Origin of the sequence: Ornithinibacillus proteolyticus, assembly GCF_039581225.1 — a bacterium.
Lineage (GTDB): Bacteria > Bacillota > Bacilli > Bacillales > Amphibacillaceae > Ornithinibacillus > Ornithinibacillus massiliensis.
This window is the reverse complement of the sequence record NZ_JBCPXV010000001.1, coordinates 30,484-48,289: the sequence shown is the minus strand read 5'-3', so window position 1 is coordinate 48,289 and position 17,806 is coordinate 30,484. Positions and strand designations below refer to the sequence as shown.

Annotated in this window: 18 protein-coding genes; 15 read left to right on the top strand and 3 right to left on the bottom strand. The window is 37.4% G+C overall.

Annotated features, from left to right (window positions below; genetic code table 11):
- Positions 1-210: 210 nt before the first annotated feature.
- From acnA to AAIB49_RS00235, 6 genes are all read left to right on the top strand, one after another.
- The gene (gene acnA / locus AAIB49_RS00260) at positions 211-2,919 is read left to right on the top strand and encodes an aconitate hydratase AcnA (protein ID WP_339215142.1); all 2,709 of its coding nucleotides are present in this window, start codon (positions 211-213) and stop codon (positions 2,917-2,919) included.
- A 199-nt stretch (positions 2,920-3,118) separates the two neighbouring features.
- Complete coding sequence (locus AAIB49_RS00255) at positions 3,119-3,712, top strand: TlpA family protein disulfide reductase (RefSeq protein WP_339215141.1); 594 nt, start codon at positions 3,119-3,121, stop codon at positions 3,710-3,712.
- A gap of 77 nt (positions 3,713-3,789) precedes the next feature.
- Positions 3,790-3,936 carry an FbpB family small basic protein gene (locus tag AAIB49_RS00250; protein WP_339217984.1) on the top strand — a complete coding sequence of 49 codons (147 nt, stop codon included), beginning with the start codon at positions 3,790-3,792 and terminating at the stop codon, positions 3,934-3,936.
- A 161-nt stretch (positions 3,937-4,097) separates the two neighbouring features.
- Positions 4,098-4,322: a small acid-soluble spore protein Tlp gene (gene tlp / locus AAIB49_RS00245; protein ID WP_343456886.1), complete on the top strand. Its 225-nt coding sequence runs from the start codon at positions 4,098-4,100 to the stop codon at positions 4,320-4,322.
- Positions 4,323-4,586: 264 nt separating this feature from the next.
- Positions 4,587-5,012 carry an acyl-CoA thioesterase gene (locus AAIB49_RS00240; protein ID WP_339215139.1) on the top strand — a complete coding sequence of 142 codons (426 nt, stop codon included), beginning with the start codon at positions 4,587-4,589 and terminating at the stop codon, positions 5,010-5,012.
- Positions 5,012-5,311, top strand: coding sequence for a hypothetical protein (locus AAIB49_RS00235; protein WP_343456885.1), 300 nt, complete (start codon positions 5,012-5,014; stop codon positions 5,309-5,311). The genes AAIB49_RS00240 and AAIB49_RS00235 overlap by 1 nt, the downstream gene beginning before the upstream one ends.
- Positions 5,312-5,333: 22 nt before the next feature.
- Here the strand turns inward: AAIB49_RS00235 and yidD are convergent, their stop codons facing one another.
- From yidD to plsY, 3 genes are all read right to left on the bottom strand, one after another.
- Complete coding sequence (gene yidD, locus AAIB49_RS00230; protein ID WP_186868774.1) at positions 5,334-5,567, bottom strand: membrane protein insertion efficiency factor YidD; 234 nt, start codon at positions 5,565-5,567, stop codon at positions 5,334-5,336.
- 29 nt (positions 5,568-5,596) lie between these two features.
- Positions 5,597-6,511 (bottom strand): GTP cyclohydrolase FolE2, encoded by a 915-nt coding sequence (gene folE2, locus AAIB49_RS00225; RefSeq protein WP_339215133.1) that lies wholly within the window; start codon positions 6,509-6,511, stop codon positions 5,597-5,599.
- An 81-nt stretch (positions 6,512-6,592) separates the two neighbouring features.
- Positions 6,593-7,174, bottom strand: a complete 582-nt coding sequence (plsY, locus tag AAIB49_RS00220) for a glycerol-3-phosphate 1-O-acyltransferase PlsY (RefSeq protein WP_339215132.1) — start codon at positions 7,172-7,174, stop codon at positions 6,593-6,595.
- Between the two features lie 165 nt (positions 7,175-7,339).
- On the opposite strand from plsY, the gene AAIB49_RS00215 reads away from it, so the two are divergent.
- The 9 genes from AAIB49_RS00215 (at position 7,340) to AAIB49_RS00175 (ending at position 17,789) form a co-directional block, all read left to right on the top strand.
- The gene (locus AAIB49_RS00215) at positions 7,340-7,753 is read left to right on the top strand and encodes a CoA-binding protein (RefSeq protein WP_339215130.1); all 414 of its coding nucleotides are present in this window, start codon (positions 7,340-7,342) and stop codon (positions 7,751-7,753) included.
- Positions 7,754-8,086: 333 nt separating this feature from the next.
- A complete protein-coding gene (gene parE, locus AAIB49_RS00210) occupies positions 8,087-10,042 on the top strand; it encodes a DNA topoisomerase IV subunit B (protein WP_343456884.1) in 1,956 nt (651 codons plus the stop codon).
- A gap of 34 nt (positions 10,043-10,076) precedes the next feature.
- Positions 10,077-12,527, top strand: coding sequence for a DNA topoisomerase IV subunit A (gene parC / locus AAIB49_RS00205; RefSeq protein WP_343456883.1), 2,451 nt, complete (start codon positions 10,077-10,079; stop codon positions 12,525-12,527).
- A gap of 154 nt (positions 12,528-12,681) precedes the next feature.
- Positions 12,682-13,458, top strand: a complete 777-nt coding sequence (locus AAIB49_RS00200; RefSeq protein ID WP_339215126.1) for a class I SAM-dependent methyltransferase — start codon at positions 12,682-12,684, stop codon at positions 13,456-13,458.
- Between the two features lie 135 nt (positions 13,459-13,593).
- Positions 13,594-14,112, top strand: a complete 519-nt coding sequence (locus AAIB49_RS00195; protein ID WP_445254509.1) for a TetR/AcrR family transcriptional regulator — start codon at positions 13,594-13,596, stop codon at positions 14,110-14,112.
- A gap of 99 nt (positions 14,113-14,211) precedes the next feature.
- Positions 14,212-15,354, top strand: coding sequence for an acyl-CoA dehydrogenase family protein (locus AAIB49_RS00190; protein WP_339215124.1), 1,143 nt, complete (start codon positions 14,212-14,214; stop codon positions 15,352-15,354).
- A 35-nt stretch (positions 15,355-15,389) separates the two neighbouring features.
- Entirely contained in the window at positions 15,390-16,742 is a 1,353-nt protein-coding gene (locus AAIB49_RS00185) for an acetyl-CoA carboxylase biotin carboxylase subunit (protein WP_339217980.1), read from the top strand.
- Positions 16,743-16,766: 24 nt separating this feature from the next.
- The gene (locus tag AAIB49_RS00180; protein ID WP_339215123.1) at positions 16,767-16,985 is read left to right on the top strand and encodes an acetyl-CoA carboxylase biotin carboxyl carrier protein subunit; all 219 of its coding nucleotides are present in this window, start codon (positions 16,767-16,769) and stop codon (positions 16,983-16,985) included.
- Positions 16,986-17,009: 24 nt separating this feature from the next.
- Positions 17,010-17,789, top strand: coding sequence for an enoyl-CoA hydratase (locus tag AAIB49_RS00175; RefSeq protein ID WP_343456882.1), 780 nt, complete (start codon positions 17,010-17,012; stop codon positions 17,787-17,789).
- The last annotated feature ends 17 nt before the right edge of the window (positions 17,790-17,806 follow it).

The following is a 17,806-nucleotide window of genomic DNA, read 5'->3' as shown; positions in this document are numbered from 1 at the left end:
GAACTTGTGTATAAGTAATGCTTATCACCTTGAATAAGATTTTTGTATAGTAAATCGAGTATGAAACAATTGTTTTATACTCGATTTTCATTTAAGATGAGTATGTAAGAAAACAATAGACTTTGGAAGCGCTTATGTGTAATTGAAATGATGTTTTCTTAGTAGCTGTTCCAAATCTAGAGAATTCCGTGTTGAAAGGGGTTTATGAAAATGGGGGAGAATAGTATCTTCAATGCAAAGAAGAAATTCGAACTTAATGGTAAGTCTTATAACTACTATCAGCTGAAAGCACTAGAAGAATCTGGCTTAGGCAAAATTGATAGATTACCATTTTCTATTCGTGTTCTTCTAGAATCTCTCGTACGTCAATATGATGGCCGTGTAATTAATGATGATCATGTAAAAGGATTAGTAAAATGGGGAACAAAAGATGGTAAAGGGGTAGATGTCCCTTTTAAACCTTCACGTGTTATCCTACAAGATTTCACAGGAGTACCTGCAGTAGTTGACTTAGCTTCTCTACGTAAAGCGATGGTAGATTTAGGTGGAAAGCCTGAACAAATTAATCCAGAGGTACCGGTTGATTTAGTAATTGACCACTCTGTTCAAGTCGACCAATATGGTTCTCCAAGTGCACTACAAGCCAATATGGATTTAGAATTCAAACGTAATGGTGAGCGCTATGAGTTCTTACATTGGGCTCAAAAAGCATTTGATAACTATCGTGCTGTACCACCAGCAACAGGTATTGTTCACCAAGTAAACTTAGAGTACATTGCCAATGTAGTTCATGAAGTGGAAAATGGAAATGGTGAGTATGATGCATTTCCTGATACATTAGTAGGGACTGACTCACATACTACTATGATTAACGGACTAGGTGTACTAGGCTGGGGTGTAGGTGGTATTGAAGCAGAAGCAGGTATGCTTGGCCAACCATCATACTTCCCACAACCAGAAGTAATTGGTGTTAAATTTACTGGCAGCTTCCCACAAGGAACTACCGCTACAGACTTAGCGCTTAAAGTTACACAAGTACTACGTGAGCGTAATGTAGTTGGTAAATTTGTAGAATACTTTGGACCAGGTCTAAAAGATATGCCGCTTGCAGACCGTGCTACTATTTCTAACATGGCTCCAGAATATGGTGCTACTTGTGGATTCTTCCCAGTGGATGAAGAAGCACTTAACTACCTACGCTTAACTGGACGTAGTGAAGAGCATATTAAATTAGTTGAAAAATATTGTAAAGAAAATGACCTATGGTACTCACCTGAAGTAAAAGATCCTGAATACACTGAGGTTGTTGAAATTAACTTATCAGAATTAGAACCAAACCTTTCTGGTCCTAAACGTCCACAAGACTTGATTCCTCTTTCTAAAATGAAAGAAGAATTCAATAAGGCAATTACGGCACCACAAGGTAACCAAGGCTTTGGACTAGATAAATCAGAGTTTGATAAAGAAGTAACCATTAAGCTTTCTAATGGTAAAGAAACCGTGATGAAAACCGGTTCTATTGCAATCGCAGCAATCACTTCTTGTACCAATACATCCAACCCATATGTTATGTTAGGTGCTGGTTTACTTGCTAAGAAAGCCGTTGAAAAAGGGTTAGAAGTACCGGCTTATGTAAAAACTTCTCTAGCTCCAGGTTCAAAAGTTGTAACGCGTTACTTAGAAGATGCTGGTTTAATGCCTTACCTAGATAAATTAGGATTTAGCCTAGTTGGGTATGGTTGTACAACATGTATCGGTAACTCAGGACCACTTTTACCTGAAATTGAAGAAGCAATTGCAAGCAATGACTTAACGGTTGCATCTGTATTATCTGGTAACCGTAACTTTGAAGGTCGTATCCATCCATTAGTGAAAGCAAACTACCTAGCTTCACCACCATTAGTAGTTGCTTATGCACTTGCTGGTACAGTAGATGTCGACTTAGCTAAAGATGCTATCGGTACAGATGCAGATGGCGAACCAATTTATTTAAATGATATTTGGCCATCCATGGAAGAAATTAAGAACGAGGTTAATCGTGTTGTTAATCCAGAAATCTTCCGTAAAGAGTATGAGAATGTATTCAACTCTAACGAGAAGTGGAACGAAATCAATACAACTGATGAACCATTATTCGAGTGGGATGAAGATTCTACTTACATTCAAAACCCTCCATTCTTTGAAGGGTTATCGAAAAATGCAGGTACTGTAAAACCATTAAACAACCTACGTGTTATTGGTAAATTTGGTGACTCGGTAACGACTGACCATATTTCACCTGCTGGAGCAATTGCAAAAGATATGCCTGCAGGACTTTACTTACAAGAAAAAGGAGTTTCACCAAGAAACTTCAACTCTTATGGTTCCCGTCGTGGTAATCATGAAGTCATGATGCGTGGTACATTTGCGAATATCCGTATTCGTAACCAAATTGCGCCAGGTACTGAAGGTGGTTATACAACCTACTGGCCAACAGGCGAAATCATGCCAATCTATGATGCAGCGATGAAGTATCAAGAAGAAGGTACTGGGTTAGTTATTCTAGCCGGCAAAGATTATGGTATGGGATCTTCTCGTGACTGGGCAGCGAAAGGTACTAACCTTTTAGGTATTAAGATGGTTATTGCGGAAAGCTTTGAGCGTATTCACCGTTCTAACCTAGTTATGATGGGAGTACTTCCACTAGAATTTGAAAAAGGTCAAAATGCTGAAAAATTAGGTCTAACAGGTAAAGAAACATTCAATTTAGAAATTGGTGAAGATGTTAAGCCTCATGACCTTGTAAAGGTTACTGCTACAGATGAAAATGGTAAAACAACTGAATTCAAAGCTGTAGTACGCTTCGATAGTGAAGTTGAAATTGACTACTACCGTCATGGTGGTATCCTACAAATGGTATTACGTAATAAACTAGCGTAATAATCAAGTAAACGAGCTCCTTTTGGGGCTCGTTTTTACATGGAAAAAATCTTTTATATGTCAAATAATTCCGTATGAGATTGTTGTATTTGTGAAATCTCTTTGACAGATAGGTTTATTTCTTTATTATTTTAGCTAAGATTGTATACTATAAGCATAGATAACAGAGATGGAATACATAACGTTGGGAGTTTAACTAATGATAAAAAAGTTTGTAGGTATTACAATCTTACTAGCACTAGGTATTGCGTTAGTCATTAACGTATTGGATTTAACTAATAAAAAAACATCTGGTCCTAATTTAGTCGATGTAACAGGTGACACGTCAGTTGAAGGTGAAATGATCGTATCTCCTGGTGCTAACGGCTTAAATGTGGGAGATCAGGCACCAGAATTTGAATTACCGTTATTAAATGGTGATGTCGTAAAACTCTCAGATTTAAAGGGCAAAAAGGTACTGATTAACTTCTGGGCTACGTGGTGTCCACCTTGTAAAGAGGAAATGCCTGAAATGCAGCGTTTGTACGAAGAATATGGAGATGATATTACGATTATAGCTATTAATGCTACCGGTTCAGAACGTAATGAGTCTGCTGTTCGCGATTTTATTGATGAATATGGCTACACCTTTCCAGTAGCAATTGACAAGAATAACGATACGACAGATAATTATATGGCCTACACGATTCCAACGTCCTATTTTATTGGTACGGATGGTGTTATACAAGTGCCGCGTAAAGTCGGTCCAATGACATATGATTTTATGGTGGAAATGATGAATTCCTTAAACTAAAGGATTATATTTTTCTAAAAATTATTATATAAACCAACAGAAATGGTAATACTTCTATTAAAAAGGGAGTGATTACCATTTCTTTAAAAAAACGACGTTCATTTGAAGAATTGGTTCAAGCGAATAGACAGCAAATACTAGATGATAAAGAAATCTTGGACCGAATAGAGCAAAACCTAGAAAAGAGAGCTAGAGATTTATTATCAAAACGAAAAGAAGCATAGTTATTTGTATCAAGTACTTCAGACCTCCACTATGTGTAGCGAATTTGTTACATAGGGTGGAGTTTTTTCATGTTGTGCTTATTGTTTTCTTGAATAGTTATAGCAGAAAATCAAACAATAACATTGCCTATGGCAATCGAATATTACAAGGAGGAAAGAATATGACGGAAAAACATCAAACACCAAAGCCGGATGATCGCAGTGATAATGTAGAGAAACTACAAGATATGGTTCAAAACACGATTCAAAACATCGAGGAAGCGCATGAAACCATGCAATTTGCTTCAGGTGAGGAAAAGCAGAACATCATCGAAAAAAATAAACGTCGAGAAGAAGCAATTGAGGGCTTCCGCTCTGAAATTCAAGATGAAGCGCATGATCGTTAGCCATGAGGATATTTGTGAAGTCGTTTGGTTAAAAGCCTGATAACTATAGCTGTCCTTGTTCTATCTTCTCAATGATATGGATTACGGATATGCCACTAATCTATAATTTAGTTAATATATTAAACCGAACTATTATGAAATCGAACAGAATGGTATAGTAGTTCGGTTTTCCCTTTAGGAATTAGGATCTTGTGAAGCCTCTTTATTTATGTTTCAACCAATGTATATGCTAAACTAAACATACATAATAAGGGAGGACTTCAATTGAATAAAGTAAAAATACCAATCGAAGTAAGATATCAAGAAACCGATCAAATGGGAGTAGTGTACCATGCTAATTACCTAGTTTGGTTCGAAATTGGACGGACCAAATTTATCGAGCACTTAGGACTAAGCTATGTAGAAATGGAAAAAAATAATGTAGTTTCTCCTGTCTTGGATGCACAAGTTTCTTTTAAAAAACCTGTTCGTTACGGTGATAACGTATTTGTAGAGACATGGATTGAAAAATATGATGGACTAAGAACGGTGTATGGCTACCAAATTATTGATGAAGAAGGGGAAATAAGGGTAACGGGAACGACAAAACACGTTATCGTGAAAAAGGATAACTTTAGACCCATTTCTTTAAAAAAAGCTTTTCCTAAATGGCATGAGCGTTATATGCAGAGTATAGAAGGGGAACAGTGATGGCGTTTGGTTTGAATAGAGAAGAATTAATAGAATGGAAACGAAAAGTGGAAAATGGCGAAATTGCTATTTTAACCCATTATTGGTTAGATGATCGTTTTCCAGGTTGTACAAGTGTAACGAAAGTAGGGTGCAAAGACGTTGAGAAGTTAATAGAGTGGGGCAACCAATATCATCTCAATCCTAACTATATCCACCTTGATGAAAGATACCCTCACTTCGACCTATTTGGTCAAAGGCAAAAAGAGGTATTAATCCAAGAGGGTAAATGGGATCATATAACCAAATTTGATTTATAAAAAGCGCTAAAGTACATTACTTTTAGCGCTTTTTCTTTTGCTTTTTTTCTGGTACATAGTCCACTCCACCAGGATGAAACGGATGGCATTTACTTATTCGTTTAATTGTTAAGTATCCGCCTTTTATTGCCCCATGCTTCCGTATTGCCTCAAGTCCATATTCGGAACAGCTTGGATAAAACCGACAAGTAGATGGTGTAAAGGGACTAATGGCACTACGATAAAACTTAATAAGGCCTATAAATAGATATTTCATATACGAACCTTCTTTAAAAGGAGTTAATATTATTTATTGAAGCGTATAGTTGCAATGGCATCATGCATATGGATCGATTCTTCATTTTGACAGGATACCTTAAATCCTGTCACATAAGGTAATTCGTATAAATCAGCAGCTACTAATCTCGCCATGTCCTCAACAAATCGGGGATTTTCATACGCTTCCTCGGTTACCATTTTTTCATCTGGTCGCTTCAATATAGGGTGTAATCTAGCACTTGCATTACTTTCAGCAGCCTCTAATAAAGCAAGCTTCCAATCCTCTTCTAAATCAGTGAAATCATCGGAGAGTGATACCTCCATCCTTACATTTCCACGTTGGTTATGGGCACTGTATTCACTAATTTCTTTTGAACAAGGACAAAGTGTTGTAATCAGGACAGACATGCCAACATTCATGAGATATCCACTATCCTGATTGTAGGAAACCTCCATCGTTAAGTCGGCATGATTTAACCCCGCTATACCGGTACTAGGTCCTTTGCGTTCATAAAACCAAGGAAATTGTATCGTTATCTTCGCATCTTTTTGACCTAATCGTTCAGCAAGCTCTTTCGTGAATTCCTTTAACATGGAAAAATCAGCATGAAATCCATTTACACTATAGGCAGCTAATTGCTCCATAAACCGACTCATATTCGTACCTTTACTTGATTGTTGGATACTGGATGTAAAGGTAAATGATGCAACACTTGTTTGTGAATGTGGTGCAGTAGCACTGTCGATTATAATAGGGTATTTCACATTCGTAATACCAACTTCATCAAGCTCAAATAAAAAGTCTTTTTGTATATTTTGTAAATCAGCCATTTTTTCTTTTTCAACTGGCTTGTGCTTCGGGCCAGGTTTTACAGTTCCAAATAGTTTATGTCTTTCTTCTTTTGTAGGTAATGTTTTACGCGGTATGTTGTTTGAATTCATGACTATTTCCCTTTCTAGTGCAAGACTTGTCTCTGTCCAAAGTATAAGACAAGTATTCATTCGATTTCAATTATACCGCTTTTACATCCACTTAATTTTAGGCTCGGTTTTATTTATAATTCGTTTTATATTTGCTAAATGTCGATAAATAACAAAAAGAGTCAATACAGCAATCACAATCATTAGACCAATATCCCCAAAGAAAATAGAAACAATAAAGGATACTAGACCAGTAATCATAGAAGAAAGTGAAACATATTTTGAGATTTTTAATGTCACTAGAAATGTCAACACCATCACACCAAATAGAATTGGATTGACACCTAATATAATCCCACCTGATGTTGCGACAGCTTTACCACCTTTAAAACGAGCAAAAAGCGGGTAAGTGTGACCTATTACAGCAAAGATCCCAATCGCTAGCCTATATACATCCGCATCAAAAAATAAAGGAATGAGAGTAGCTAGAGTACCTTTTAAAATGTCTGCTGCTGTAACAATAATCCCAGCTTTTACTCCTAGTACACGAAATGTATTCGTTCCGCCAAGGTTTCCACTACCATGTTCGCGAATGTCAATTTTATAGCCAAGTTTACCTACAATAAGTGCTGATGGAATGGAACCTAAAAGATACGCAATTATTGCAAATAGAACATATTCCATTTAACTTCCTACTTTCTTCTTTAAAATTATATATATAGTTTATCATGAACTATTAATATTAGGTACTAAATTATGAAAGATAAATAAAATCTTAACACAAAAGATGTTTTTACTTACATGATAAACTAATAATAAGTATAATCGAAATGAAAGGAGTTACCAAATATGCAGAATCCTAGTAATGATGTTATACGCGAAATATTAGAATCAGCTAAAACGATTGCGGTAGTTGGATTATCTGATAATCCCGAAAGAACATCCTATCAGATTGCAAAAATAATGCAAGAAGTAGGGTACCGCATTATTCCTGTTAACCCTACAGTTGACGAAGTATTAGGGGAAAAATCCTATGATTCCTTATTAGATATAAAGGAACCAATTGATATTATTAATATATTTAGAAGACCAGAATTTTTGCCTGAAATAGCGAAGGAAGCTCAAGAAACGGATTGTAAGGTTTTCTGGGCTCAGCAAGGAATTACCAATGAAGAAGCATATGATTATTTAACCGAAAAAGGGTTTACTGTAATCATGGATCTATGTATAAAAGTTGCACATGCTGTATTAGTTAAAAAGTAAAGATACGGAGCATCAAGAAGTTAACATAGCTTAATCCGAACTATTGGCAATTCTTCTATAAGGATTGCCAATAGTTCGGTTTTTTTATGCTGACCGCTAATACCAGATCAAATGCACTTATAGACAAGAATGACCTTGACTATGCTATTTAGTGGATAAGATATAGTGAAAAAACATGATAAAATAGCTATCATTATAGAACTTCTATACATTTTAAAATATGTTGTAGTATACTTATTAATATTGTGTTGGTAATTGACCTTTACAAAAACAAACACCTGTTCTACTATATAAAATATGACAATGAACTATTGGTGAAGGGAGCTAACGGAATTGGACAAGAAACCTTTACATTATTCTGATGATTCCATTCAAGTACTGGAAGGTCTTGAAGCAGTTCGGAAACGACCAGGGATGTATATTGGTAGCACCGACCATCGAGGATTACATCATCTAGTATTTGAAATTGTTGATAACGCAGTTGATGAAGCATTAGCAGGATATGGAAATAATATTAAAGTAACCATACATAAAGATAATAGTATTTCAGTAGAGGATAGCGGTAGGGGAATCCCTACTGGTAAGCATAGTACTGGTAAATCGACTATGGAGGTTATATTTACCGTATTACACGCTGGCGGAAAGTTTGGCCAAGGTGGATACAAGACAAGTGGTGGATTGCATGGAGTTGGAGCTTCTGTAGTAAATGCCTTGTCAGAATGGTTAGAAGTAACTTCTCACCGGGATGGAGAAGTCTATTTTCAGCGCTTTGAAAATGGTGGAACTCCCGTTGGAACTAGCAAGAAGATTGGAAAGACAAAAAAAACTGGTTCCACTATACACTTTAAGCCAGATGCATCCATTTTCTCTACTACCGTTTTCAGCTATGACACCATTTCTGAACGATTACGTGAAGCTGCATTTTTATTAAAGGGCTTACGTATTGAGGTATCGGATGAACGGACAGAAGAAAATGACGTATATGAATATCCCGATGGATTAAAGTCTTTCGTAAAATATTTAAATGAAGATAAGGATCCACTACATGAAGTAGTATTTTTTGAAGGAGAGCAACAAGAAATTGAAGTAGAGTTTGCTTTTCAATTTAATGACGGTTTTTCAGAAAATATGTTATCCTTCGTTAATCATGTTCGAACAAAAGATGGTGGTACCCATGAATCGGGAGCAAAGGCCGCTATTACGAGAAGTTTCAATGACTATGCAAGAAGAACCAGTGCCTTAAAAGAAAAAGATAAGAATCTAGAAGGAACGGATATTCGGGAAGGATTAACGGCACTCGTATCAGTTAGAATTCCCGAAGAAAAATTACAATTCGAAGGCCAAACGAAGGGTAAGCTCGGTACTTCAGAAGCTCGCTCAGCAGTTGATGCAGTCGTATCTGAAAAGCTGAATTTCTTTTTAGAGGAAAATCCAGATGTTTCAGGACTATTAGTGAAAAAGGCTATAAAAGCAAAAGAAGCACGGGAAGCGGCTAGGAAGGCCCGTGATGATGCAAGATCTGGTAAGAAAAAACGCCGTAAGGAAACCATCTTAAGTGGGAAACTTACTCCTGCTCAATCGAGGAACCCGGATAAAAATGAATTATACTTAGTAGAGGGTGATTCTGCGGGTGGCTCAGCAAAGCAAGGAAGAGATCGTAAGTTCCAAGCGGTTCTTCCACTACGAGGTAAAGTAATCAATACAGAAAAGGCGAAGCTCCAGGACGTATTTAAAAACGAGGAAATTTCAACTATTATTCATACTATTGGAGCTGGAATTGGGCCTGAATTTAATCTGGAAGATACCAATTACGATAAAATCATTATCATGACAGATGCAGATACGGACGGTGCCCATATTCAAGTATTGTTATTGACTTTCTTTTACCGCTATATGAGACCATTAATTGAAGCAGGTAAAATATATATTGCTTTACCACCTTTATATAAAGTATCGAAAGGATCTGGTAAGAAAGAGCAGATCATCTACGCATGGGACGATGATGAGATGCGAGAGGCAATCAATAAGTTTAAAAATGGCTATATTATTCAACGCTATAAAGGGCTTGGAGAAATGAATGCCGACCAATTATGGGAAACAACTATGAATCCAGATACACGGACATTAATCCGTGTAACCATTGAGGATATTGCCCGAGCAGAGCGTCGTGTGACGACATTAATGGGTGATAAAGTTGAACCAAGAAGAAAATGGATTGAATCCAATGTGGAATTCGGTTTAGATGATGATCCAAATATTTTAGAAAATGATAAAATTCACCAAGAATAATAAAGACCAAATGTAACAAGAAGGGGGAAATGACTTGTCACAGTCAGAAAAATTTCTCGATCTTCCATTAGAAGAAGTAATCGGTGATCGTTTTGGTAGATATAGTAAATATATTATTCAAGACCGTGCCATACCAGATGCAAGAGACGGGTTAAAGCCTGTTCAACGAAGAATTCTGTATGCCATGTTTCGTGAGAAAAATACCCATGATAAACATTTTCGTAAGTCCGCTAAGACAGTTGGGACTGTAATTGGGAATTACCATCCACATGGTGATTCCTCGGTTTATGATGCAATGGTGCGTTTAAGTCAAGATTGGAAAATGCGGAATGTACTAATTGAAATGCATGGAAATAACGGTAGTATGGATGGTGACCCACCTGCTGCTATGCGTTATACAGAGGCAAGACTTTCTAGTATTGCTTCTGAACTTCTTCGTGATATGAACAAGGAAACTGTAGACCTTATGCCTAACTTTGATGATACCGATCATGAACCTGTTGTATTACCAGCAAAGTTTCCTAACCTTTTAGTAAATGGTTCAACCGGTATCTCAGCTGGTTATGCAACAGATATTCCACCACATAACCTTGGAGAAGTAATCGATGGAGTTATCAAGCGTATCGATAAGCCAAATGCTACGATTGATGAGTTAATGAAGATTATTAAAGGCCCGGATTTTCCAACTGGCGGAATCATACAAGGTGTCGATGAAATTAAGAAAGCGTATGAAACAGGTAAAGGGAAAATAGTTGTCCGAGGAAAAGCATCTGTTGAACCGATTCGTGGAAATCGCGAGCAAATTGTAATTGATGAAATTCCATTCGAGGTTAATAAAGCAAATCTAGTTAAGAAAATAGATGAGCTACGTTATGATCGAAAAGTAGAAGGAATTGCAGAAGTTCGAGATGAAACAGACCGTACTGGTCTACGTATTGTGATTGAGTTGAAAAAAGATGTGAATAGTGAAGGGGTCTTGAATTTCCTCTATAAAAATACCGATTTACAGGTTACATACCATTTTAATATGGTAGCCATTTTAGACAGAACACCGAAGCTATTATCTTTAACCGATATGCTAGATGCTTATATTACCCATCAGAAGGAAGTTGTTACAAGATCAACTAAATTCGATTTGAAGCATGCGAAGGATCGTTCTCATATTGTGGATGGTTTAATCAAAGCAATTTCCATCTTAGATGAACTAGTTGCAACGATTCGTGCATCAAAAGATAAGCAGGATGCGAAGAAAAGAATCATGGATTTATATGGCTTTACAGAAAAACAAGCCGAAGCAATTGTGATGTTACAGCTTTACCGTTTAACCAATACGGATGTAACACAGCTACAGGAAGAGTCAGAGGTACTAAAACAGAAAATTGCTGAATACGAGTCTATTTTATCAAGTGAAGCGAAATTATTAGAAACGATTAAGATGGACTTGAAACAAATGAAAAAGCAATTCTCCGATCGTCGTAGAACAGTCATCGAAGAGAAAATTGAAGAATTAAAGATCGACATTGAAGTGACGGTAGCAAGTGAGGATGTCCTTATTTCGGTTACAGAAGAAGGCTATATTAAGCGTACAAGCATTCGTTCCTATGCCGCATCTAATGGAGAAGATTTCGCTATCAAGGAAGACGACCATTTAGTAGGATTGATCGAAGCAAATACAACCGATAAGCTTCTATTATTCACGAACAAAGGAAAGTATCTTTATATTCCAGTACATGAGCTACCAGATATTCGTTGGAAGGATATCGGTCAGCACGTCTCGAATATTGTTCCAATAGATAAAGATGAATATATTGTCCATGCGTTACCTATTAGAGAATTTAAAGAGGAAGAATATCTCATATTCTTCACGAAAAATGGTATGATTAAGCGAAGTGAATTAAAAATATATGAAGCACAGCGTTATTCAAAAGCGTTAGTTGCACTTAATTTGAAAAAAGATGATGAAGTGGTAAGTGTGTGCCGAACGAAAGGTTACTCTGACGTATTTATTACGTCTGACAAAGGCTATGGACTTTGGTATCATGAATCAGAAGTTCCAGTTGTAGGCCAGCGTGCAGCAGGTGTTAAAGCGATTCAGCTAAAAGACGGAGAATCTGTAGTTGGTGGGCAAGTCTTTGATGACTTATCAGAACCATCACTTGTCGTTATTACACAGCGAGGCGCATGCAAACGAATGAAGCTTCGGGAATTCGAAAAATCAAGTAGAGCTAAACGTGGTCTACTCATGTTGAGAGAGCTTAAGAATAAACCACATCGAATTGTAGGATTCTTTGCAACCTATGAGCAAGATACGCTTTCCTTTACTACATCAAAAGGGGAAACACATCAAATTTTCCCATTAGAGTTACCAAATAGTGATCGATATAGTAATGGCTCCTTTGTCATTGATTCTGATAATCAAGGTGAAGTTCTGAAAGCATGGAGAGAAGCCAATTACGAAAAACCATTTGATCCGACAATGGATTAATAAAATGGAGGCAGACTGTATATTCGCAGTCTGTCTTTTTATCTTGAGTATATCAGTGTAAATCCTTAAGAAAGCTCTACTAATGTATTCAGTTAAGAGCGGAATTAAGGTAAGATGGAAATAAAGAAGACAGACAACTTTACAAGGAGAAGCTATGATTATCACGACTGCAGGAAAAGCAACAAGCCCATTAATTCGAAAAGCAATGAAGCTAGCACAAACTTATCATATACCATTTAAGGAAAGACAAGGTGTATCGATTGAAAAAATGAAGATGAACTATCAAGATGACGTGCTTATTGTAGGAAAGGAGCAATTAGTTATTGCACCAAAAAACAGTGATACACGAATGTTATTTCATCCGAATTTAGCAATGATCCGAGCAAAACGGGTTCTAAAAGGGGAAACCGAGCCACTAATCGAAACAGCAAAATTAAAAAAAGGGATGTCCTTTCTTGACTGTACACTTGGACTAGCATCAGACAGTATTATGGCAAGTCTCGTAGTTGGACCTACAGGTAGGGTCACAGGTATTGAAGGAAACGAACTACTCTATTTACTAGTAAAAGAGGGCCTAGCTTCACATATAACTGGTCATTTAGATATAGACGAAGCAATGAAACGTATCCACGTAGTCCATGAGGATCATTTATATTACCTTCAACATGCAGAAGCGAATTCGTTTGATATTGTATATTTTGATCCAATGTTCCAAGAAGGAATTGAAGAATCGAACGGCATCAATGCCATAAGAAAACAAGCTATTACATCAGACATAACAGCCGAGATTATAGAAGAAGCAAAAAGAGTAGCAAAAGAGAGAGTGGTATTAAAAGATCATTGGAAAAGCAAAAGGTTTCAAGAGTTAGGTTTTACCCAGTTTAAAAGAAAGACATCCTTGTTTCACTACGGAACGATTGAATTACGTTGATTATTTTTAACTTTCTATATTTCGAAAATTATGATAAGCTAATATGGAAAAGAGAGAGGAGGGCTTGTAACGAATTTAAGAGATAAAATTGTCGATGCAGCGTTACATTTATTTGAGAAAAAGGGCTTTCATGGTGTGACAGTTAATGAAATTGTTGATAGTATTGGGACCTCCAAAGGGGGATTCTATCATCACTTTTCATCGAAGGATGAATTGTTATTTGTTATCCACGATACTTTTATCACTTATGTGCTCGAAAAAGCATACATAGCCAAGAACACCTACGACTCTCCAACGAAGAAACTGCAACAAATTATTAAAAGCTTTGTTCAAGTCTTTGACTTGTATAAGCCGCATATATCAGTGTTTTATCAAGAAAATGTATACTTAAAAGCGAATTATGAGGAATTGATCAAGAAGAAGCGGGATCAATTTAAGAACATTATCATTGATACGATTCGAGAAGGAAAAGAAGCTAGCGAATTTCGAAAAGACTTATCAGAAGAAATTACAGGTATGGCCATTCTTGGCATGGTTAACTGGACCTATAAATGGTATAAGCAGTCTGGTGAAAAATCAATTGACGAGATTGGCGATATCTATGTGGAATTAATTATGCGATCGATTATAAACCAACAAAATGTAAGCGGTTAACTAATTTGGCTACTTCCAGCATAGCTTGAGAGAAAGCTATATTTTTCAGTTGAATACCGACCAACCAGTCGGTCTTATACGATAACAGGAGGGAAACTTATGGATTTTACTTTAACAAAAGAACAATCGATGATTCGGAAAATGGTACGTGATTTTGCCGAGGAAGTGATTAAACCGAGAACAATAGAAATTGATACAGAAGCTAAATTCCCAGTAGATATTTTTGAACAGATGGGCGAGCTTGGTTTACTTGGAATTCCGTTTCCAGAAGAGTACGGTGGTTCTGGTGGGGATACCTTATCCTACGCAATTGCTGTAGAAGAAATTGGTCGTGTCTGTGGAAGTACTGGTTTAAGTTATGCTGCAGCAGTCTCTTTAGGTGCTAGTCCAATCTATTACTTTGGTACGGAGGAACAGAAACAGGAGTATTTAAAGCCATTAGCAGAAGGAAAGGCTTTAGGATCATTTGGATTAACGGAACCCAATGCTGGTTCAGATGCTGGTGGAACGAAGACAACTGCAGTAGTTGATGGTGATGATTTTATAATTAATGGTGAAAAGTGCTTCATTACGAATGCAAGTTATGCCAAGACTTTAATTGTAACAGCAGTTACAGGAAAAAACGAAAAAGGTAAAAATATTATCTCCGCTATTATCGTCCCTACCGATACAGAAGGGGTAAAAATAACTAGTAATTACGATAAGATGGGCGTTCGTGGATCAGATACGGCAGAAATTGTGTTAGATAATGTTCGAGTTCCAAGAGCCAACCTATTAGGTGATCCACAAAAAGGGTTTAGCCAATTTTTATATACGCTAGATGGTGGAAGAATTTCCATTGCCGCATTAGGGTTGGGAATAGCACAAGCCTCACTCGAAAAAGCATTACAATATGCAAAAGAACGTAAACAATTTGGAAAATCTATCTCGAACTTTCAAGCTATCCAATTTAAACTTGCCGATATCGCAATGGAAGTAGAACTGGCTAGAAACATGGTCTACAAAGCCGCATGGTTAAAAGATAATAATCAACCATTTACGAAAGAATCTGCCTATGCAAAGTTATTCGCAACAGAAACCGCCTTCCGTGCTGCGAACCAAGCAATTCAAATCCACGGCGGATATGGTTACATGCGTGAATATGAGGTAGAACGATACTTGCGTGATGCTAAGCTGCTAGAAATTGGCGAAGGTACATCGGAGGTTCAAAGACTTGTTATTGCTAGACAACTAGGATGCTAGCTAAGGAGAAATACGATGTGGATAGGAGTGAAAAGATGATTTCTAAAGTATTAATTGCTAATCGTGGTGAAATTGCGGCTAGAGTTATTCGCACCTGTAAAAAGATGGGGATTGAGACCGTTGCAGTTTATTCGGAGGCAGATGAACATGCGCCGTTTGTAAAGATGGCAGATGAGAGCTATTTAATTGGCCCATCACGAGTCAATGAAAGTTATTTACATGTGGATAAAATCCTTTCTATCGCAACGCAATCTGGGGCAGATGCCATCCATCCAGGCTATGGTTTTTTAAGTGAAAATGGTAGATTCGCAGAGAAATGTGAGGAAGCCGGGATTACATTTATCGGTCCTTCAAGCAAGGTCATGGATATGATGGGCAGTAAGATTGAAGCAAGGAAGGTAATGAAGCAGGCTAATGTTCCTATCGTCCCTGGAACAGAGGAAGCAATAGAATCTCCTGAGGAAGCAGTAGAATTGGCAAAGCAAATTGGTTATCCCATTATGTTAAAGGCATCAGCAGGTGGCGGGGGCATTGGGATGCAAGTTGTAAACAGTGATGAGGAGCTACGTAAAGCATTTGATAATAATGCTAAACGTGCAAAAAGCTTCTTTGGCGATGGGGCCATGTTCCTGGAAAAGAAGATTGATGATGCTAGACATATTGAAATACAAGTACTTGCTGATAAGTTTGACAATGTTATTCATCTATTTGAGCGAGAATGTTCGATACAACGCCGTAATCAAAAGGTAATAGAAGAGGCCCCATCTCCTTTTCTTTCCGAAACTACAAGAAGGAAAATGGGAAATGCTGCGATTGAGGCTGCTAAAGCCATTGGATATACCAATGCAGGTACCATTGAATTTTTAGTGGATGAGAAGGAACATTTTTATTTTCTAGAGATGAACACGAGAATTCAAGTGGAGCACCCGGTCACTGAAGAAATCACTGGAATCGATATCGTAGAGCAACAGATTCATATTGCTAACGGTCAAAAGCTCTCCATCTCACAAGACGATTTAGAAATAAATGGGCATGCAATTGAAGCAAGAATTTATGCCGAGGACCCAAAGACATTTTTCCCATCACCTGGTTATATTTCAACCTTTGATATCCCGATGGGGGAAAATATTCGTATAGAGAGTGCTGCGACAAGTAATTATCAGGTCACCCCTTTTTATGACCCTATGATTAGTAAGTTGATTGTCAAAGGGGCAAATCGAAAGGAAGCAATAGAATTATTGATTGATACATTAGCAAAAACAACGATAGAAGGCATTAAGACGAATGTCCCAATACTATTAGATATTGCACGACATGATGCCTTTCAATCTGGTAAGACGACAACAAAATTTATAGAAACGTATTTCAGTCCAGTTAAACGAAACTAGTTCATTATACAAGGAGGAAGAAACATGGAAGAAATAAAAGCAATGATGGCAGGTAATGTATGGAAGGTTTTAGTATCTGTGGGCGATACAGTAGAAGAGGATCAGGATATTGTCATTTTAGAATCGATGAAAATGGAAATCCCTATAGCTGCTGAAGAGGCTGGTACCATCACGGAAATTAAGGTAGCGGAAGGCGATTTTGTTAATGAAGGGGATACGTTAGCTATTATCAAAATAGACTAAAAGAATAGTATTTGGGAGGATTCTATGACACTAGTAGAATTAGAAATCGTAAACAGTCACGTGGCGGTCATCACATTAAATCGGCCCCAGGCAGCAAATGCTATGTCTAAAGCTTTACTAGATGAATTAAATCAAGTTATACAAAAGGTAAATCATGACCCTAACATTTACTGTGCCGTATTGACTGGTTCCGGTGTAAAAGCCTTTTGTGCAGGAGCGGATTTGAAGGAGCGTCGGGGCATGACGGATGATCAAGTAATTGCGGCGGTTCGATATATTGGGAAGACGGTTTCAGAAGTAGAAGCCATGAAGGTTCCCGTAATCGCTGCGTTAAACGGTATCGCATTTGGTGGTGGGTTAGAGCTTGCCCTTTGCTGTGATATTCGGATTGCAGCGGATTATGTGAAGTTAGGATTAACAGAAACATCCCTAGCCATCATACCAGGAGCAGGTGGTACACAGCGACTTCCTAGATTAATAGGCATTGGTCGGGCAAAGCAATTAATTTATACAGCGAAACCAATCACTGCCCAAGAGGCATTTTCCATTGGTCTGGTAGAACAGGTAGTTTCGAATGAGGAACTTCATGATGCAGCAATACAAATGGCACTAGATATTGCTAAAAATGGGCCAATAGCATTGCGACAAGCAAAAATAGCTATCAATCAAGGAAGTCAGGTGAATCTTGCTACAGCATTAGAGATAGAACACCTATGCTATAAAGAAACGATTCCAACTAACGATAGACTGGAAGGTTTGGAAGCTTTCCGAGAAAAACGATCTCCATTATACCAAGGAAACTAACCAATGGGAGGCCTGAA